This window comes from Pseudobutyrivibrio sp. ACV-2, from assembly GCF_900107545.1.
GTDB lineage: Bacteria > Bacillota > Clostridia > Lachnospirales > Lachnospiraceae > Pseudobutyrivibrio.
Genome location: NZ_FNQZ01000007.1, coordinates 142,442 through 162,754, shown reverse-complemented (window position 1 = coordinate 162,754; position 20,313 = coordinate 142,442). Strand labels below are relative to the sequence as shown.

Here is a 20,313-nt window from a genome sequence, read left to right as displayed (position 1 = left end):
TTTATCATTTTTTAATATCTTTCATATTATTCATTTTAATGTTAGCATATATGATAGTTATCAAATTAGAAAGGCAACAACAATGATCAATCATAATTTAAAAGAAAAAGCTGTACATAAATTAGACCATAACAGCAAACGAGCTTTATCTGTCCTCAGCTGGACATTAGCCGCCATTATAGTAGGTCTTGTGGTAGGCGCATTTGCCACTGCATTTGGTCTCTCTATGAGATATGTAATCAAAACTAGGGAGGCATATCCTTGGCTGATATTTTTCCTGCCTGTCGGAGCAGTAATAATCACATTTATCTATAAAAAAGTGCTAAAAGAAAAAGATAGCGGCACAAATACTGTCATTGCAGCTATACAATCGGATGTAAAACTTCCATTTAGATTGGCCCCTCTCATTTTTATAGCAACTCTTATCACACATCTTGTAGGTGGTTCTGCCGGTCGTGAAGGTGCCGCTCTACAGATGGGCGGATCCATCGGCGTTGGAATCGGAAGAGTCTTAAGGCTAAATCCCACTGATAAAAAAACTATGATAATGTGCGGCATGAGTGCTGCCTTTTCCGCCCTCTTTGGAACTCCTATGGCAGCTGCAATATTTTCAATGGAGGTTATTTCCGTAGGAATAATGCATTATGCAGCACTTGTACCTTGTGTTATTTCTTCTCTCGTTGCTAGAGCCGTAGCATCGTACTTTGGACTTGGAGCAGAGGATTATATCATCCCACTTATCCCAACATTTGGAATACAAAATGCTGTTCTCATTAGCATTTTTGCTGTTTTATGTGGATTTGTTTCCATACTTTTTTGCACCTGCCTGCATAAATACGAAGAGTTTTTAGCAACAAAGCTTACCAATCCATACTTAAAAGCCGTAATCGGTGGTACATCTGTATTATTACTCACCCTACTGGTAGGTTCTCAGACCTATAACAGTACCGGCACTGCAATCATCGAATCCTGTTTTACCGGAGCAGCTATAGGACTTCATTTTTTCCTTTTAAAAATAATATTTACAACGCTTACATTATCCTGTGGATATAAAGGCGGAGAAATCGTTCCAACTCTTTTTATAGGAGCCACCTTTGGTGCTGCAGTTGGACCTCTACTTGGACTTCCTGCTCCACTCGTGGCAGCCGTTGGTATGGGTGCATTATTTTGTGGAGTTACTAATTGTCCTATCTCTAGTCTATTAATTTGCTTTGAGCTATTTGGCTACGAACCTATGCCATATTTCTTGCTTGCTGTGGCATTTAGTTACTGGGTATCAGGCTACTCTGGATTATACCGTGCACAGAAAATCGTATATTCTAAATATAAAAGCAACTTCATAAATAAAGATGTACAATAAAAACATCCCCCAAAGCATTAAAACCTTTGGGGGATGTTTTCTATTTACTATATCTTTTCTGTAAAATAAAGCCTTGCTCCAAAATCCGGGAAGTATCTAACCCTATCATCATAGCCTGTACCTACGAATGACTGAGCCAGTTTAACGCCTGCGTTATTTAAAGTATATCCTGATGCTATAAAGTCTTCTGACTCTCCTGGCATCTTGACAAATTTTGCAATCACATTATGAAGTAAACCATCCTGTTTGACATGGATCGGCGCCACTGTATTTACTAAATTTCCAAACCCCTTCACATTAAACTCCAGCTTACGTCCAAAGAAGTGATATTTTGCCTCATTATCAAGGCCTGTCTGCTGAATTTTTAGATACTGCTCTCCAGCTTTTATTTCCTTTTGCATAACCATGGTTACTGCGGTATTTTTTGTCTTATCTACAATACTCCATTCGTAGATATTTCCATCTTTAAGGCGATAGAAATCACCAAACTGCATAGTATGTCTATACTGCTTGTAAAGCTCAATTTGAGCCTTTACAGAGGCAATCTCCTCTCCACTGCAATCATTAAGATTAAGCTCATATCCAAGGACGCCAAAACTAGCTACTGCAAATCTGCTTTCTATCGGAGTCACACGCAGCGTCTGATGATTTGGACACGAAGACACATGGGCTGTGTATGTACTTTGAGGATAACCATAAGAATATCCATTTTGTATAGCAAGTCGGCTCACAGCATCTGTGTTATCGCTAGCCCAAATCTGTGGATAATAGCACAATACACCTAAATCAAAGCGATTTCCTCCAGATGCGCACCCCTCCATAAGAATTTCAGGAAATTTTTCAGCTAAAGTCCTAAGCAAACGATAAAAACCTAAAACATATCTGTGGCTGACTTCCTGTTGTTTATCTGCAGGTAAGTATTTTGAATAATAATCCGTGAAGTTACGATTCATATCCCACTTGATATAGGATAGTCCAGGTGTAGCAAATACCTTGCTCATAGCATCTATCATGTAATCTACTACCTCTGGATTGCAAAAATCAAGTATTCGCTGATTACGACCTTCTGCGTGATCCATTCCTGGAATATCAAGAACCCAGTCTGGATGCTTGCGATAAAGCTCACTATCAACGTTTATCATCTCTGGCTCTACCCAAAGGCCAAACATCATACCTAAATCATTGATTTTTCTTGCCAAACCTTCAAGTCCGCCTGGGAGCTTTTTTTTATTTACTATATCCCAGTCACCAAGGGCTCTCTTGTCATCGTTTCTGTCTCCAAACCAACCATCGTCCATCACAAAGAGCTCAACTCCAGTATTTTTTGCAGCCTTTGCAAGCTTTAATAGTGAGCTTTCTGTGAAATCAAAATATGAAGCCTCCCAGCTATTGATAAGAACTGGTCTCTCCTTATCCTTCCATGGACCTCTTGTAATATGTTCCCTGACAAAATCATGCATATTTAAACTCATCTGTCTAAATCCAAATGGTGAATAGGTCATAACAGCCTCTGGCGCTTCGAATTCCTCTCCAGCATCAAGCATCCAGCTGAAATTCATAGGATTAATTCCATAACAAACCCTGGTTTTATTCCAAGGACTCACCTCGGTGGCTGAATAATGATTTCCTGAATAAATCAAATTAAAACCAAATACTTCTCCTGAAGTTTCTGTAGATTCAGGCTCTGATACCATAAACAGAGGATTGGTTCTGTTAGAGCTTGTGCCCGTAAAAGATGAGTTGACATATTTACCTGCAGTCAGGATAATATCAGATTTATTCATCTCTCTGGTCCAGCTACCGTGGAAGGATGTCACCTTCATTCCTGCCCTGTCAAAATCTATGAGCATTGAAAGCATTCGAGTAAGCTTTACTTGTTCTTCTGATGTATTGATAAATTTGGCAGAGCGTGATATCACATCACAATCCGCATATACGTAATAGGAAAGAATAAGTGTAAACCCATGATTTTTATCCTTCATGGTGATATTTAAAGTCTCTACGTTATCACTTTCATCGTAGGAGCCAGGCAAACCATTAAACTCTGGCTTACCTGAAATAACCTCGTAACTATCATATACAAAATCAAGGCTTGAGCTTCCGTCAGAACATACCACTTCTAGCATAGGCTCACGAAAATCCCCTTTTCCTATAGCAGAGGTCTCAAGGCGCACATCTTCCAAGGAAAGTTCTGGATGCTCATTGTTATAACAGCAGGTATTTCCTGGCGCATATGCTCTTTTTTCCATCAGTGAATTTGCCTGCTCAATTTCAATATGATTTCCATAATGTAAGTGCTCCAACTGTCCAGTCTCTAATACCGTAAATACGTAGGAGCTATTATTTGTATTTAATACAAACAGTTGTCCATCTGCTTGAATCATTATTATTTCTCTCTTCCTTTATTTATTCTTTAATCCCATAGCAAGCTCAACCACCTTGTAAGCTCCGTCATAGAGACCTATCTGCTTGTTTTGCTTGATGCAATCACACATTTCTGTGAGAAGTCTTTCATCCTGCATAAACAAATCAATCATCTGAAGTGTGTGTGGCACATCACGACACTCTAAAGTTCCGTCACCCATCTCGGCTGAGTGAATTGCTCCCCACATTTCGTGTTTGCCTACTCTTTTTATAAACAGCTTTGGCACAGGATAAAATGCTAGCTCAGAAGGCTTTGTTACGAGCACATCACAGCTTCTCATAAGTAGATTTGTACAGTAAACAGCCTCGAAAATATTCTCATGATAAAAGCCATGTATTCCTGTCACATCACCTGTTAATGCCTCCTCAGCAAACTTAACAGTATTTTGATATTCATTGAAATGCTCAGTAGATACTGCTTTCATCTCTGGAATCTCTGCAATTAAATCATCCCAAACATTTTTATAATCACCTACATTTACATAAAGTGTAGCTTTTTCTTCTTTTATCTTTGGCAAAAGATATTTGATAATAGCTGCAAATATTTCCTTTTGCGCACCAGCTCCACCGATTGTAAGCAAGAAACGCATTGGCTTATTATTCTTTTTCCTTAGAATTCTGGCATTACAATCCATTTCAATATTGCTAACAAGCTCATGGTCGATATAATGTCCTGTATAAACCAGCTCATCGCCTGGAATTGGATTGCACACTGCATCACCATTCATTCCATTGCAGATGCGATATCCCATATAAGCGTTTCTACACTGAATGGTGTGAATAGAGCCTTCGGCAAAATGAAGTGCCATTGGCCAGTTGTCAGGAATGGCATTTACAACATGTTTCATTCCGGCATGCACAGCAGCCTGAGCTGGCCATACATGAGTGCCAACAACAGGAATATCCTTTGGAACATTTTTGAAAACTGTGGCCATAAGCTCTGCATTCTTTTGATCAGCTGCATTGTAGCTTAGCTTTCTAAACCATTCGTAATTAGCTGGCTCCCAAATGAATTTATTAAATAACTTATTTTTTGAAAGTCTTGATCCCAAAGAATATAAATCATTTTGAGCACTGATAACCTTTGTACAGGTAGTTTGTGGATAGCCATTTAAATCCATCCAATATGGCGTGTAGCCAAGTGCTTTCGCAGCTGATGCCATAGCCATGGAAATCCTGTAATGACCAAAACCCATACGTATATTTCCTACTATGATTCCCTTATTTGTATCAAATTGTTCTGGACTTTCTCCGTCCTTTAAAAGTACATCATATACCCCAAGTGAATCTCCAATGTGACTATTTTTTGAAATGACGATATTATAGTCCACTGCTGAATCATCGCCATATTTTTTTATATTTTTAGCCTTGGTTTTACAGGCTTTCTTATAGTCCTTATCTGAGATTCTATTTCCAAAAATCACTTTACTCTTATCTGTCATTATTTATACACCCTTTATAATTATTTTGTCAGGCACTCCACCGCCAGACCAATTGTAACCTCATCAAGTCCATCGGATTTGATTGTAAGTTTGCCATCTCCATCCTCTCCAATAGATTTGATATATACCCCTGTGCATCCACCCATAGGTGATACAACTTTCGGTCCTATTATTTCAAATGGACCTTCTATCTCAAAGCTTATAGGCTGAGCGAAATAGTATAGCTGATTGTTATTTTGATCTACTATTTTTATTCTTACAGCTGCTACATCGTAGGTATGAAGCTCTGTCAAAAGTGTATGACTGGCTTTTGCCTCGATATGAGCTTTCGTTACCGCTGTCTTCGTTACTGTTTTTGCCACTTCCCCATCCTTAATAGCTTCAAATTTATATTCTCTAGACTCACCTCCCCAATCTCCTATAAATTTGTTATAAATGGCAACAGCATTCTTCGGATTCATTCTGTGGAATAAGATTAATCTGATGGCAGCCATAACGAGCTTAGGAGATGGACTAAAGCCCTTTAGTGTAACTTCATTAAGGACCTCTTTTATAAGCTTAGCCTGTCCCCTTGTATATCCCCCATCTTTTTCAATAGCATCTCCCACAAAATCATTAATCAAAATCGGTCCATGCTTCATATTTTCAAATGAGCTGTCTGTAGGCAGGTATTCTTTAATCAACTCATTATTTTTGTACATTTTTACAGAATCTGCATTGCTGATGATATAGCTTTTACCTCTGTTGCATGCTGGATGCTCTCCTATATCAAAGCTTGATGTAACCTCTAACACTGTCTCATTTTCAGAATATGCTGCATAAACTGAAGCTGCCAGCTTTGGATTTCTAAACATATCCATAACACCGTGATAACAAATTCTATCCCCTGAACCAAAATCCTTATGAGTATTGTAATCAAACATACACCAGCCAAAACCACCCGCAATGTCGCTTTCTGCAGCTAGACCATTAAGAACATTGGCATGTCTGATTGCATGTTCCTGTCTTTGTTCCTCATCATCAAATGATTTTGTTGGGTACATGTGTCCATTGTACTCGCTCACAAGATATGGCTTTTCGACATCTGATGTTATATCACTTTTCTTTGAGCAACCTTTATTATCTCCAGAATGAACAAAATCATTGTAGGTATAAACATCCTCTAGCAAATTACTTTTTGCTATACAACGCACGCCTCCTGTAGGACGTGTAGGATCCAGCTCATGGGCTATCTGATTTGTTCTGGTATAAAACTCATCATTATCTGGAGATTCGTTTATACGTACTCCCCACAAAATAATGGAAGGATGATGTCTATACTGCATAATCATTTCTTTTGTATTTTCCACACCTATATCCTGCCAGTTTTTGCCACCGATGTGTTGCCAGCCAGGGATTTCTGTGAATACCAAAAGGCCTATTCTGTCACATTCATCTATAAAATACTGGGATTGTGGATAATGAGATGTTCTAACCGCATTAAGCGCCAGCTCATCTTTCAAAATCTTGGCATCCATTCGCTGCATTGATTCAGGCATGGCATAACCTACATAAGGGAAGGATTGATGCCTGTTAAGACCTCTCAGCTTTATCTTTCTTCCATTAAGATAGTATCCAGTCTTTCTGAATTCCGAGCTTCTAAATCCAACTGCGACATTTTCTTCATCTACCACCTCATCATCTAACACAAGCTGAGTTTTGACATTATAAAGTCTTGGACTTTCAATATCCCAAAGGCATACTGAAGATGGTGCAGTAGTCAAATTTAAAAGGTATCCACCTTCACTATCTTCCAGGCCTCCCACCGGCTGAGAAATAATTAAATCATCATCTAAAAACTGCTTTATAAAGACTCTTTCATCAGCAGCCAGTTTATATATCTTTTTAGGGAAATAGCATTCGGTTTTAATGATTCCCTGAACCTTCATCATTTGTATTTGCTTTGCAGAACGCTTGCTTGTGGATACTTTTTCCAACAACGAAGGCGTAACAACTACATCTAAGAAATGAGCCTTTCCCTTTACTTCAAAATATACATCCCGATAGATTCCACCATAAGTCATATAATCAATAACATACCCAAACGGAGGTTGGTCTAAAGACTCTCTGGAATCCACCATTACTGTTATAAGATTTTCCTCACCCAGTGTAAGATATTTTGTGACATCAGTAGAGAAGGCGGTATATCCGCATTCATGAGTCTTCACAAGCTCTCCATTGACGTATACCTCACAGTAATGAGCTACCCCTTCAAACACAAGATTAATCACCTGATTTTTCCACTGCGTTGGAGGAAAAATGCTTTTCTGGTAACAGCTAACCATTTGATATGAGCTTTCATCAAAATACGATAAAGGCGTTTCCTTAACAGTATGAGGAATATTAACAAGTGTGTACTCATCCATAGGATTTGTAGTCATATCCTCTGAAAAGTTTTCATTAAATCTCCATTTTCTGTCTAAATATATTCTCTGTGCCATTTATTATCCCTTTTTCAAACAGACTAAACCAGTATCCCATCAATCAAAACTGAAGCCATATTTTCTAACGCTTCAGGATATCTCATATTGTTTTCCTTTAAAAAGTCGCCTACAAGTATACGTTCTATTGAAGACTCGTACATAAGCTTAAAAACAGGAAGACTTATCTCTCGTACGCTTCCCTCTTCCATTCCTTTTTTTAGAAGATCAAATGTCTTGTCCCAACCACTTTCAAGTCTTTCCTTGAGCATCTGATATGCTTTAGGATATTTTGCAGCCAACACCTGCATAGCACTAAAATCATAAGCATAATATTTTTCTGGAAGAACCACCAATATTGAGCGTAGCTTGTCTACCGTGGATAATGTATTGTCATTATAGACCCTATCCTCAGCTTCTTTGATTAAATCAAAGGTATAATCAACCATTGCACACATCAATTCATTTTTATCATTAAATACTGTGTAAATGGTTTTCTTGCTCATCTTCATCTCAGAGGCAATATCATCCATTGTAAATTTAGGACCCTTTTTCTTAAATACATTTAAAGCTCCTTCTAGAATTCGTTCAACCATATTTATCTCCTTATCGTGTAATCAGTTAAAAACTTTCGATACACCTCATAGTTTCCTTATACAAATTGTAACAAACTGTGGAAACTAACTCAACAAAAACAGTTTTGTTACTTTTTCACAATTTCTTTGCAATCTTTTTGTTGACAAAGTATAGGGATAGGTTTATTATTCTCTTGTAAACAAGAAAGAGAGATTTTAGGAGGTAAAAAGAATGTTCGAAGAAGTATCATTCCAGATGTACACAGTTTATTCAGATTATGAGAAGTATTGTAGAGCTCAGAAGAAGGAAGGCAAAGAGCCTGTATCATTCTTCAAGTATGCATTTGGTCAGTTCTAATTCTGACCAGTATTTTTAAGTTGAACTTACAGCAGCTTATGGATTTTCATATCCTGAGCTGCTTTTTTGTTACCTTTTCATCATGATTTTTTGCCAATTAAAAAGCAACTGCCTCCCCATTTTCGGAAAACAGTCGCTTCTTTTATTTTATATTACTTACTTTTAAAATATTCATCAATAGCTGCAGCTGCAGTCTTTCCTGCTCCCATGGCAAGGATTACTGTTGCGGCGCCTGTAACAGCATCGCCACCTGCGAAAACTGCATCCTTTGTAGTGGCGCCCTGCTCTGTAGCGATAAGACATCCCTTTTTGTTTGTCTCAAGACCTACTGTTGTGCTAGAGATAAGTGGGTTTGGAGATGTTCCAAGTGACATGATAACTGTATCACATTCGATTTCGTATTCAGATCCTGGAATCTCTACTGGACGACGACGACCTGATGCATCTGGCTCGCCAAGTTCCATCTTGATTACCTTACATCCGCGAACTGAACCTTCCTCGTTTACAAGGATTTCAACTGGATTCTGGAGAAGGTCAAAGATAACTCCCTCTTCCTTTGCGTGATGTACTTCTTCTGCTCTGGCTGGAAGCTCCTGCTCACTTCTACGATATACAACGTGAACCTCTGCTCCAAGACGAAGTGCTGTACGAGCTGCATCCATAGCAACATTACCGCCACCAACAACTACAACTTTTTTACCACGAGCGATTGGTGTGTCATAGCCCTCCTTGAATGCCTTCATAAGGTTGTTACGTGTAAGGTATTCGTTTGCTGAGAATACGCCGTTAGCCTGCTCACCTGGGATGTGCATGAACATTGGAAGTCCAGCGCCTGAACCAATAAATACAGCCTCAAAGCCTTCATTTTCCATAAGCTCATCGATTGTAATTGAACGACCGATAATAACGTTCTTTTCAAACTTAACGCCAAGAGCCTTTACGTTTTCTACCTCTGCCTTTACGACCTTATCCTTTGGAAGACGGAATTCTGGAATACCATATACAAGTACGCCACCCATCTCATGAAGAGCTTCAAATACTGTTACATCATAACCAAGCTTTGCAAGGTCACCAGCTGCTGTAAGACCTGAAGGGCCTGAACCGATAACAGCTACCTTGTGACCGTTTGGTGTAGATGTATTCTTAGGTTTGATTCCATTTTCTCTAGCCCAGTCAGCAACAAATCGCTCAAGCTTTCCGATTGCAACAGCCTCACCCTTGATGCCACGGATACATTTTCCCTCACACTGTGATTCCTGTGGACATACACGACCACATACAGCTGGAAGTGCTGATGACTCAGAGATAATTTCGTATGCTCTCTCAAAGTTGCGTTCCTTAACCTGCTCAATAAATGCAGGAATATTGATAGATACAGGGCATCCGCCTACGCACATAGGCTTTTTACAGTTAAGGCAACGTCCTGCCTCTTCAACTGCTTCTTCCTCTGTATATCCAAGACAAACCTCTTCGAAGTTTGTAGCGCGAACCTTAGGGTCCTGCTCTGAAATAGGTACTCTAACTAATACGTCTCCCATTACTTGTCACCTCCACAATTGCCACATCCGCCGTGATGTGTGTCACCTTCCTGCTGCTTAAGAAGGGCTCTGCCTTCTTCTGTCTTGTACTGCTTTGCACGTGCCATAGCCTGATCAAAATCCACAAGATGTCCGTCAAACTCAGGGCCATCTACACATGCAAATTTAACTTCATCACCAACTACAAGACGGCAAGCTCCACACATACCTGTTCCATCTACCATGATTGGGTTCATTGAAACAACTGTAGGAATGCCAAGCTCCTTTGTAAGGAGACAAACAAATTTCATCATAATCATAGGACCGATTGCTACGCAGTGGTCATATTTCTTGCCCTCATCAACAAGTGCCTGAAGCTGCTGGCAACCATTTCCGTGGAAACCATAGCTTCCGTCATCTGTTGCAAGATAGAGCTCATCAGCTACTGCACGCATCTCATCCTCGTAGAAAAGGATATCCTTTGAACGTGCTCCAATAATAACTGTAGTCTTTACACCATGCTCCTTAAGCCATTTAACCTGAGGATATACAGGCGCTGTACCTACTCCACCAGCGATGAAGACGATGCTCTTCTTTTTAGTCTCCTCTAAGTCTTCTTCAAGGCAAAGCTCAGATGGCTGTCCAAGTGGACCAACAAAATCTGCAAATGCATCACCTTCATTAAGTAGAGCCATGCGCTCTGTAGAAGCACCAACTGTCTGGAATACTATAGTGATTGTGCCTTCTGCTCTATCATAATCACAAATTGTAAGAGGAATTCTTTCGCCCTCCTCATCAATTTTTGCAATAATGAATTGTCCCGGTAAACAACCAGCGGCAACACGAGGTGCCTTTACTACCATAAGGAAAATCTTATCTGAAAGCTTTTCCTTTTTTACGATTGGATACATAAAATTAGACTCCTTCCCTTTTAACCGATTTCTATTAATTTATAACATTTCTTTAGCTCTGTAAAGTGTTAAATCATACAAAAAGGTTACTATTTTCAAATAGTAACCTAGTGTCTTTTAGCTAAAGTAAACTAATTCATCTTCAGGTTTCTCTGCCTTGATAACATTCTTAGGATAGAGAACCGGTCCTCTGCCCTTATATTCTTTTGCAAATTCAACCTTTACAGTGGCTGTAATATCAACCCAGCTTCTGTGCTCAAGCGTCGATGCCTTATCCCACTTGCACTTCATGCCAAGGAACTGAATGTCCTCAACACAGCAGGTCATTGCGAAACGTCCTGGTACAAATACATCCTTGCGAAGCTTACCATCGTTAGGGTTGTAAACAAGACCAAGGAAATGAACAGTTTTACCATCATATTTCTTTGGTGTTTCCATGCAGTCCATAAACCAAAGTGCGTAATCTGCATCTGTGATTTCGATAATATCTGCATTAATATCAAATGGAAGTTCCTCTGGAGAATCATCTATAGAACCATCTGCACGCTCGTAAACTATCTGCGCCGGACGATTCATAGATTTAATCTGACCGCGGAACTTTGTCTTTGGTGTGTCATCAGTACAACGATTAAAAATGACTACCTCTGCCTTAAAAAGCTGTTCCATCATCATGGTACGCATATTGTTAAGGTAGTTTTCAAAGGTAGTAGCATCTACTGTAGCTAATCCCTGCGCTATAACCCAACCTTCTGGAAGCTCTTCGTCGTAAATCTTATCGACGCCCCAGGTACCATTGTATTCAAGGAATACCACGTCTGGGTCGTATTCCTTTGAAATTTTTGAAAGATTGTCTAAATTAAACTCATCTTCAGATTCAATCATAACAACCTTTGCATTGATTGTCTTAAGCTTTTCGATGTCATATTCAACATCGCCATCCTCACATGATAAAATGAGGATTTTATCCTCGCCTCCTGCGGCGAAATCATTTTCAAACAGTGTCTCCTGGATAAGTGTAGTCTTACCACTATCCATAAATCCAGTGAAGACATAAACTGGTATATCTTTTGCCATTATAACCTCTATTCTATTGCTTTAGGAACCTTGGATTATAGTCCAAATAACTCTTCAATCTTATGCTCATCAATATCAGCACCGATTACAACAAGGCGTCCTGTATAGTCTGGCTCACCTGCTCTAAGCTCGTATTCACCGTCAACAAAATCGAAGTAAATCCAGCCGCCCTCTACAGACTCAACCATACCCTTTGAACGGATGATAGTACCATAATCCTCTGTATTAGCAAAAGCCTTCATAGCCTTTTCAATTGTAGCCTTTTCGAACTTATGAGGAGTCTCCTTGCCCCATGTATCAAATATTTCATCTGCATGATGGTGATGATGGTCATGATCGTGGCATCCACATGTGCAGTTTACATCATGCTCGTGGTGATGATGCTCGTGTTCATGGTGATGTTCATGTTCATGTTCCTCATGGTCGTGGTCATGATGATGATCGTGCTCATGTCCCTCATGATCGTGGTCATGATGATGCTCATGCTCGTGGTGATGATGCTCATGCTCGTGTTCATGCTCTTCGTGCTCATGAGCTTCCTCTGCAAGATGCTTCATATCTGCAGCTAAATTATCCTGGCCTTCCATTACAGAAAGAAGCTTCTCTCCTGTAATTTCTTCCCAAGGTGTAGTAATAATAGCAGCCTTTGGATTAAGATTCTGAATCTGCTTTACACAGAATTCAAGCTGATCCTCTGTAGCTGTCTGTGAACGTGAAAGAACGATTGTTGTAGCAAACTCAATCTGATTGTTAAAGAATTCGCCAAAAGCCTTCATCTGCTTTGAAGCCTTAAGTGCATTTACAACTGTAACAAGTCCGCAAAGCTTAACATCCGCTGTCTCTTCAAGCTTAATAACTGATGTCATAACATCTGAAAGCTTACCAACACCTGATGGCTCGATGAGGATACGATCTGGGCTGAACTTTTCAAGAACTTCGTGAAGGTTCTTGTCAAAGTCTCCAACTAATGAACAGCAGATACATCCTGAATTCATCTCTGAAATAGTGATACCCGCATCCTTTAAGAAACCGCCGTCGATGCCAACCTCTCCGAACTCATTTTCAATAAGTACTACCTTTTCACCCTTATAAGCTTCCTCAAGCATCTTCTTGATGTAGGTAGTCTTACCAGCACCTAAAAAACCTGAAATTATATCAATCTTTGTCATCTTAATACCTTCCTTCTTGACAAACTTTTATACTAATCACAACAGTTTATTTTAACATAAGATTGCAAAAAATTAAAGATGAAGAAATCTAAACAGTTTATTAAAAAAAGCCAGCTTATTACAGTAAGCTGGCTGAATGTATTATGTATATGGGTTGTTATAAGTGAACTGTTTTAGGGATTGTTAATAAAAATGATTAAGTTAATCCATTTCACTAAGTGCTACTCTCTCGATATGCATAGCAAGATATCCTATTTCCGCTTCATGAATCTGCTTTCCTAAGCTTACACCAAGCTCGTTGCATATTCTTGTAGCTGCTTGAAATGAATTTGCGGCTGAGGCATTAATATAGTCGTTCATATCTAATTTAATGACCTCACCCTTTAAAGTACGTGCAATCATATAACGAATATGATTGAGTAATCTGTTATAGGACAATGATTGAGTATCTATTTTCTTGCCGGTTTCCTGTTCTACCATGGACACGCACTGTCTCACAGCGTCGGCCATCTGCATGGCCTGAGATACTGCCTGATCCATGATTGAAGAATGGACATGAAGTGCAATATAACCTATCTCATCATCTGAAATACTTATACCAAGCCTCTCAGCAAGAATGTCCCTCGCCTTCTCTGCCACCTTAAACTCGACATGAAATAGAATTCTTATGTCGTCTGTAAGTGGGTTTTGAAGCTGCTCATTATTTTTAATTCGTTTGACTGCGAATTCAATATGGTCAGCCATAGGCAGCAACACATCTCGGTCGATGGTCTTAAATGCCGCCTCGGCCCCATCTAAAATTTCATTAGCGATTTCCAGATATACAGGGTCTATAGTTGTTGCTAATTCTTTTTTGTCCCCTCTGTCGGTAGATTCCTGAAGGGAATAAACCTTGTGATCCCCAGTGACTTCAATAGTCTCGCTGACATGTTTTCCAAACCCTATCCCCTTGCCCAGAATCAGATATTCCTGAGTTGTGTTTTCTGGAATACCAATGAGGGCATTATGATTTAGAACCTTCTCGACTCTGTACATCAATTTCTCCTCTAATTACTCGTAAAAATCTATTGCAAGTAAATCATCACCGGCATTGATGTTTCCATCGCCTATACGACGAAGCTTCTGGTTGTTCTTAAGCTCTGTGCAAAGAACAGGAGTTGCAATAGATGGTGCATTCTTAGAAATGAAATCTAAATCTGCTTCCATAAGCACATCACCCTTCTTTACCTGCTGTCCGTTTGTTACATGGACAGTAAAGCCTTCACCCTTAAGCTTAACTGTATCAATACCAAAGTGAAGAAGCATAGCTACATCATCATCTGTCTTGAATCCGATTGCATGCTTTGTATCAAATACGAATACTACTGTTCCGTCTGCAGGTGCACATACCTTTCCATCATTAGGTGTTACAACTGCACCGTCGCCCATCATCTTCTGTGCGAAAACATCATCTGGAGTCTCTGATAAATCAGCTGCAACACCAGAGATTGGGCTACCAAGAATAACTGTCTTTACGACCTTGCCTGTAGGCTCATTAGACTCTTCTGTCTTAGCCTCCTCAGCAACTGTCTCACCTGCTCCATTATATTCTACATTTGGAGCTGTCTCAAGATAATCTTCAAGATTAGACTTGATAACTGTAACGTGTGGTCCGTAGATAATCTGAACACCGTTACCCTTGTGAACTACACCAGAAGCACCTGTTGCCTTAAGCATAGCATCATTTACAAGCTCAGACTTCTTAACTGTGATACGAAGTCTTGTTGCGCAGCAGTCAACATCAGAGATGTTTGCCTTACCACCAAGACCATTTGTAATCTTTTCAGAAGTGTTGTCTCCCATCGACTCCTTCTTTGCATTGTAATCAGAACGTCTGTAAAGCTTAACCTCTTCATCAGCATCACGACCTGGAGTCTTAAGATCAAACTTCTTGATAAGGAAGCTGAATAAGAAGTAGTAAACTACAAAGTATCCGATACCAACAACTGGAATCCATACCCAGCTTGTCTTAGCATTTCCAGGAAGAATACCAAAGAGGATTAAGTCGATGATACCGCCTGAGAATGTCATACCAACACCTACACCAAGCATGTGCATGAACATGTAAGCTGCACCAGCGAATACGCAGTGGATACCATAAAGAGCTGGAGCTACAAATAAGAATGTGAACTCGATTGGCTCTGTGATACCTGTAAGCATTGAAGTAAGGGCTGCTGAAAGAAGAAGACCTCCTACTTCCTTCTTCTTCTCTGGAAGAGCACATCTGTACATAGCAAGAGCTGCTCCAGGAAGACCAAGAATCATGAATGGGAACTTACCAGACATAAATCTTGTAGCTGATACTGCAAAGTGATCAATTGTATTCTGTGCACCAAGCTGTGCAAAGAAGATGTTCTGTGCACCTTCGATAAGCTGACCGTTAACCTCAAGCGTTCCACCGAGGGCCGTCTGCCAGAATGGAAGGTAGAATACGTGGTGAAGACCGAATGGAATAAGAAGTCTTTCCATAAGACCATATACCCATGTTCCAGCATAACCAGAAGCAAGAACAACACCACCTACTGCGTAGATGCCCTGCTGAATGAATGGCCATACGAAGAACATTAAAATACCAACTGCTGTGTATACCAAACCTGAGATGATAGGAACGAATCTTGTACCACCGAAGAATGATAATACCTGTGGAAGCTGGATTTTATAGAAACGATTGTGAAGTGAAGCAACACCAAGACCTACAATCATACCACCAAATACACCCATCTGTAATGAAGTGATACCGCAAACTGATGTTGTTGCACCATCAAGCATTGCCTCTGCTCCGCCGTGAATTGTAATCATAGCGCCGATTGAAGCATGCATGATAAGGAAAGCGATAGCTGCTGCAAGAGCTGCAACTTCCTTTTCTTTTTTTGCCATACCGATTGCTACACCGATAGCAAATATAATAGGTAAGTTGGCAAATACGATGTTACCGGCCTCGTTCATAACAGTGAGGATAGCATTACCTACTGTACCTGGGCCTAAAACGCTTGTAAGACCATAAGTCTCAAGCATAGTTGTGTTGGTGAATGAACCACCGATTCCGAGAAGCAAACCTGCTACTGGAAGGATTGCGATTGGAAGCATGAATGAACGTCCAACTCGCTGCAATACTGCAAAAATCTTGTCTTTCATTTGTTTTTTCTCCTATACATTAAGCTGTTTGTGTATTCATGCGGAATGTCTAGGAGATGCCTTTGATGGGAAAGCATAAAAAAAGACACGAACCCACATAAATACAAATTAGTTTATGCATAGTTCGTGCCTTGATTGGTTACAAGTTACACACTATGTTAGGTAATTTAACATGTTGGTAGTGTCTTGTCAATAGTTTTTGAAATTTTCGTAAAACGTTTAAGTATATATTTTATACTTTAGCAACAGCTCTCCTAAACATGTTGATAACTAGCAGTTCAGTTATTCCTAAATATATTTATAAATATTAAATAATCGTTTAACTCATCATTATCATTTAAACTAAATACATCCAAATAAATCAAGTTAAAAAATTATTGACAACACTTTATAGATGTTATATCCTTGTGAAGGTTTTGTGAACATGTAATTATTTATAACATTAATGTTATTGAGGAGTCGAAAATGATAACTGTACGTACAAGAAAAAGAGTCGGAATGAGTCAGCAACAGTTAAATGGTGCAAAAGAAGAAGAATTCATACTTGGTTTAGGTCAGAACTTCCTTGATTTTATCGAAAAATACAGTGCTGAAGGCCAGTGCAGTGATTCTATTTTATTAGATAGAATGACTGAGGCTGTTAAAGATAAAGACCTAACAGAAATCACAAGATTATTTTCTGTAATTCAAGTTTTTGGTACATATGATAAAGTAACAATGCTCACTACAAAATATAAAAATGTTAAATCAGCTGTAGGTAATGCTTTTAATGGTACTGTTTACGAAGGCAAGCCTGACGAACAGAGTGAAATCCAAAGAATTGTTGCTCATACTTGTGCTATTTGTTCTCCGCAAGGTAACGATATATTAGAAAAACTTTTAGCTTAAGTATTAAAATAATTATTGCGCGAGATGATATTTCATCTCGCTTTTATTTTATATAGAAATATAAATATTGCTTTAATAAATCAGATTTTTTAGTGCCTCAAGCAGTCCCTCATTTTCACTGTGCTGCTTAACACATATACGATAGAAACCTTTATATAGACCTATGTAGTCCGAACAATCTCTGATTAATATTCGATACTCAATTAATTTTGAATTTAAATCCTCTTCTTTACATTTAAATAGTATAAAGTTGGCATCTGAGGTAAAAACTGTCAATCCAAGTTTTTTTAATTCCCGATTTAAAAATCTACGTTCTTCTTCTATTACCTTCACAGCCTCGTTTATATATGCAGGATGCTTTATACACTCTGCGCCTGCCATCTGTGCAAAGATCGAAAGGTTCCATTCTGGCAGATGCCTTCTGATGGAATCTGCGATAGTATTCTTAGAGCAGACAGCATAACCAATACGTACACCGGGAATTGCAAATGTCTTTGTGAAAGCTCTGAGAACAATCAATGAACAATGATTTGGAATGTTGTATATTAAAGACTGCTCTTTGTCCTTTCCCGTAAGTGGTAAGAAGCATTCATCTACAACGATGGTTGTCTTCGTATTCTTGCAAGCATCTACGATATCGCTAAGAAGCAAGCTGTCTATAAGTTTTCCGTTAGGATTATTAGGATTGGTGAGAAATACAATGTCTGGCTTTTCTACAAGCATAGTTTCAATGAACCTGTGATGAAGCTCAAAGTCATCTTCCTCAGATAAAAAGTAATGTACAATTTGGCAATCCTTTGTAGCTCCTAGAATGGCTGTCTCATAGCCCGAAAAGCAAGGTGCCACAAGCAAGGCTTTTTTGGGCATAATACTATGGCATATAGCCATAATTATTTCGGACGCTCCATTACCGTATACGATTTTCCCTGAGTCCACATCCAAAAGTTTTGCTGTATCTTTTATAAGATTCTCATGTACAATATCAGGATATTTATTTGAATGAAGTACAGCCTCTGTAAGAACCCATTGCACCTCCTGTGGTACCCCCAATGGATTAAGATTTACAGAAAAATCAAACTGTATGCTGTTTCTATAGATGTCTCCACCATGCATGTCAAAAAACCTCTAATATCAAAATGTATAATAAAATAACTAAAACTACCAAAATAAACTCTGCGGCAAACATTAATCTGTTCGCCCTTTTTATATCAAAAAGTTCGATATCTCTAAAACTATCTCCAATATAAGGCTTTACTACTCTTTTTCCAAAATAGCTTGCAGGTCCCGCGAGTCGTACACCAAGTGCTCCAGCGCAGGCACTTTCCGTCTGTGCAGAATTTGGACTAGAGTGATTGAAGCGGTCTCGTATAAATATCCTAAAGGCATTTAAAGCACTATAATCCTTACCTAAGAAAAAACAACCTGCAACCAATAGATATGCACTGATTCTAGAAGGTATAAAATTTACCACATCATCAAGTTTTGCGGCAGCTCTTCCAAAATCCATATATTTATCATTTTTATATCCAACCATGGAATCCATGGTGTTGATTGCCTTATAGCAAATGCCAAGGATAGGCCCGCCAATGGCAAGATAAATTAGAGGTGCTATAACACCATCTGAAGTGTTTTCTGCAACAGTCTCCACTGCTGCCTTAATAACACCTTTTTCATCAAGGCTTTTTGTATCCCTGCCAACTATCATGGACACAGCATTCCTTCCTGCCTCAAGTCCATCCTCCGTCAACGCATAATATACCTTCATACTCTCAGTATAAAGGCTCTTTGCTGCAATACACTGATACGTAATTACGGTTTCAATTATAATTCCAAGAAATAAATTTAATGTGTAGGCCAAATGAAGAATAAAAAAACAACTGCCTGTTGAAATGACAATAACTAAAATCACCATCAAAAGCCCTAGTCTTCTTTTTTTTCTTGAAATGCATTCGGTTTCAAGACTTCTGTCCGCCGATTTAAGAAAGGTCTCTGTAAGAAAACCTATAAGACTTCCAATCCATCTGATTGGATGTGGCCACCCCTGTGGGTCACCTAAGAAAAGATCCAGGATGAAGCCCGCTAAAAATGCCGTTATGTGATAAATCAAAAGTATATCCCTCGCCGTTTTCTATATGATATGAATAATAATCCCCACCAAAATAATGACTAAGTATAGCCATAATTGTTCCGCCATGTGCTATGACAGAAACCAGCTTTGCTTCTCCTGATAGATTTAATACTCTCTCAAATCCATCGATACTCCGCTCTACTGCTACTTCCCTGCTTTCGCCCCCTGGAAATGCAGCGGTACCTCCACTATCTATCCATGCTTGATAATCCGCGTTATTCGATAAATCCTGATAATTTTTCCCTTCAAATATACCAAAATCTGTTTCCCTTAGGTTTTGTATTATATTAATCTCTTTTTCGGGATAAATGATTTGAGCTGTCTCAATACATCGAATTAGTGGACTCGAAAAAACAATATCTACTTTTGGATATGTCCTCGATTTAATTTGGCTAACACCTATCTTAGAAAGAGGCTCATCCGTAATTCCGATATAGGCTTTTCTTTCATTTGAAGCTGTGGCGCCATGTCGAATTAAAATAATTGTTTTGTCTGTCATTTAATCTTCATTCCTATCCCACAAACCACTTTGTAAACCTCTGTGGCCTCCTTGGCAAGGCTGATGAGTATTCGTCCCGTAACCTCTCTCCACTGTCTCTCAAAAAGCTCTATAGGTACAACTCCATTTCCTATTTCATCTGAAATTAAAACCCACGGCCCTTCAGAAATTTCCTCTTTTATTTCACTTAGAATTTCAGCTTGCTCTTTTCCATTTTCAAGGCGCTTTCTAATGAATAAGTGAAGCTGATTGAAATATTTTGCATTTGGAAAATTTTTTCTTGCAAAATCTGTTTTACCCTGACAGCTTCCACCAACAATAAGAATCATACACAA

General features: G+C 39.0%; 17 protein-coding genes. 3 read left to right on the top strand and 14 right to left on the bottom strand.

Annotated features, from left to right (window positions below; translation table 11 throughout):
• Nucleotides 1-82: 82 nt before the first annotated feature.
• Nucleotides 83-1,360 (top strand): chloride channel protein, encoded by a 1,278-nt coding sequence (locus tag BLV53_RS09405; RefSeq protein WP_170830809.1) that lies wholly within the window; start codon nt 83-85, stop codon nt 1,358-1,360.
• Nucleotides 1,361-1,407: 47 nt separating this feature from the next.
• On the opposite strand, the gene BLV53_RS09400 is transcribed toward BLV53_RS09405, so the two are convergent.
• The 4 genes from BLV53_RS09400 to BLV53_RS09385 are packed head-to-tail and all read right to left on the bottom strand — an operon-like array spanning nt 1,408 to nt 8,281.
• The gene (locus tag BLV53_RS09400) at nt 1,408-3,744 is read right to left on the bottom strand and encodes an alpha-galactosidase (RefSeq protein WP_090300189.1); all 2,337 of its coding nucleotides are present in this window, start codon (nt 3,742-3,744) and stop codon (nt 1,408-1,410) included.
• Between the two features lie 18 nt (nt 3,745-3,762).
• Nucleotides 3,763-5,226 (bottom strand): DUF6937 domain-containing protein, encoded by a 1,464-nt coding sequence (locus BLV53_RS09395; RefSeq protein WP_090300187.1) that lies wholly within the window; start codon nt 5,224-5,226, stop codon nt 3,763-3,765.
• Between the two features lie 20 nt (nt 5,227-5,246).
• Nucleotides 5,247-7,706, bottom strand: coding sequence for a glycoside hydrolase family 2 protein (locus BLV53_RS09390; protein ID WP_090300184.1), 2,460 nt, complete (start codon nt 7,704-7,706; stop codon nt 5,247-5,249).
• Nucleotides 7,707-7,729: 23 nt separating this feature from the next.
• Entirely contained in the window at nt 7,730-8,281 is a 552-nt protein-coding gene (locus BLV53_RS09385; protein WP_242879071.1) for a TetR/AcrR family transcriptional regulator, read from the bottom strand.
• A gap of 211 nt (nt 8,282-8,492) precedes the next feature.
• Here BLV53_RS09385 and BLV53_RS17550 point away from each other — a divergent pair, with 211 nt between their 5' ends.
• Nucleotides 8,493-8,618, top strand: coding sequence for a hypothetical protein (locus tag BLV53_RS17550; protein WP_278335385.1), 126 nt, complete (start codon nt 8,493-8,495; stop codon nt 8,616-8,618).
• Between the two features lie 152 nt (nt 8,619-8,770).
• Here BLV53_RS17550 and gltA read toward each other — a convergent pair whose 3' ends face one another.
• From gltA to BLV53_RS09355, 6 genes are all read right to left on the bottom strand, one after another.
• Complete coding sequence (gltA, locus tag BLV53_RS09380) at nt 8,771-10,156, bottom strand: NADPH-dependent glutamate synthase (protein ID WP_090300180.1); 1,386 nt, start codon at nt 10,154-10,156, stop codon at nt 8,771-8,773.
• Nucleotides 10,156-11,046 (bottom strand): sulfide/dihydroorotate dehydrogenase-like FAD/NAD-binding protein, encoded by an 891-nt coding sequence (locus tag BLV53_RS09375; RefSeq protein ID WP_090300178.1) that lies wholly within the window; start codon nt 11,044-11,046, stop codon nt 10,156-10,158. Before BLV53_RS09375 ends, gltA begins: the two co-directional genes overlap by 1 nt.
• 117 nt (nt 11,047-11,163) lie before the next feature.
• Nucleotides 11,164-12,120, bottom strand: coding sequence for a TIGR03943 family putative permease subunit (locus tag BLV53_RS09370; protein WP_090300176.1), 957 nt, complete (start codon nt 12,118-12,120; stop codon nt 11,164-11,166).
• Nucleotides 12,121-12,155: 35 nt separating this feature from the next.
• Nucleotides 12,156-13,289 (bottom strand): CobW family GTP-binding protein, encoded by a 1,134-nt coding sequence (locus BLV53_RS09365; RefSeq protein WP_090300175.1) that lies wholly within the window; start codon nt 13,287-13,289, stop codon nt 12,156-12,158.
• A gap of 201 nt (nt 13,290-13,490) precedes the next feature.
• Nucleotides 13,491-14,324 (bottom strand): PRD domain-containing protein, encoded by an 834-nt coding sequence (locus BLV53_RS09360; RefSeq protein WP_090300173.1) that lies wholly within the window; start codon nt 14,322-14,324, stop codon nt 13,491-13,493.
• Between the two features lie 15 nt (nt 14,325-14,339).
• Nucleotides 14,340-16,463 (bottom strand): PTS sugar transporter subunit IIABC, encoded by a 2,124-nt coding sequence (locus BLV53_RS09355; RefSeq protein WP_090300171.1) that lies wholly within the window; start codon nt 16,461-16,463, stop codon nt 14,340-14,342.
• Nucleotides 16,464-16,928: 465 nt separating this feature from the next.
• Between BLV53_RS09355 and BLV53_RS09350 the strand changes: the two genes are divergently transcribed.
• Entirely contained in the window at nt 16,929-17,351 is a 423-nt protein-coding gene (locus BLV53_RS09350; RefSeq protein WP_090300169.1) for a hypothetical protein, read from the top strand.
• 72 nt (nt 17,352-17,423) lie between these two features.
• On the opposite strand, the gene BLV53_RS09345 is transcribed toward BLV53_RS09350, so the two are convergent.
• Genes BLV53_RS09345 through BLV53_RS09330 form a run of 4 tightly spaced genes read right to left on the bottom strand, consistent with a single transcriptional unit; the run spans nt 17,424 to nt 20,307 of the window.
• Nucleotides 17,424-18,464 carry a pyridoxal phosphate-dependent aminotransferase gene (locus tag BLV53_RS09345; RefSeq protein ID WP_090300167.1) on the bottom strand — a complete coding sequence of 347 codons (1,041 nt, stop codon included), beginning with the start codon at nt 18,462-18,464 and terminating at the stop codon, nt 17,424-17,426.
• 1 nt (nt 18,465) lies between these two features.
• A complete protein-coding gene (gene cbiB / locus BLV53_RS09340; protein ID WP_090300165.1) occupies nt 18,466-19,458 on the bottom strand; it encodes an adenosylcobinamide-phosphate synthase CbiB in 993 nt (330 codons plus the stop codon).
• Nucleotides 19,400-19,978, bottom strand: a complete 579-nt coding sequence (locus tag BLV53_RS09335; RefSeq protein ID WP_090300163.1) for a histidine phosphatase family protein — start codon at nt 19,976-19,978, stop codon at nt 19,400-19,402. Before BLV53_RS09335 ends, cbiB begins: the two co-directional genes overlap by 59 nt.
• Complete coding sequence (locus BLV53_RS09330; protein ID WP_090300161.1) at nt 19,975-20,307, bottom strand: bifunctional adenosylcobinamide kinase/adenosylcobinamide-phosphate guanylyltransferase; 333 nt, start codon at nt 20,305-20,307, stop codon at nt 19,975-19,977. Before BLV53_RS09330 ends, BLV53_RS09335 begins: the two co-directional genes overlap by 4 nt.
• Nucleotides 20,308-20,313: the final 6 nt, after the last annotated feature.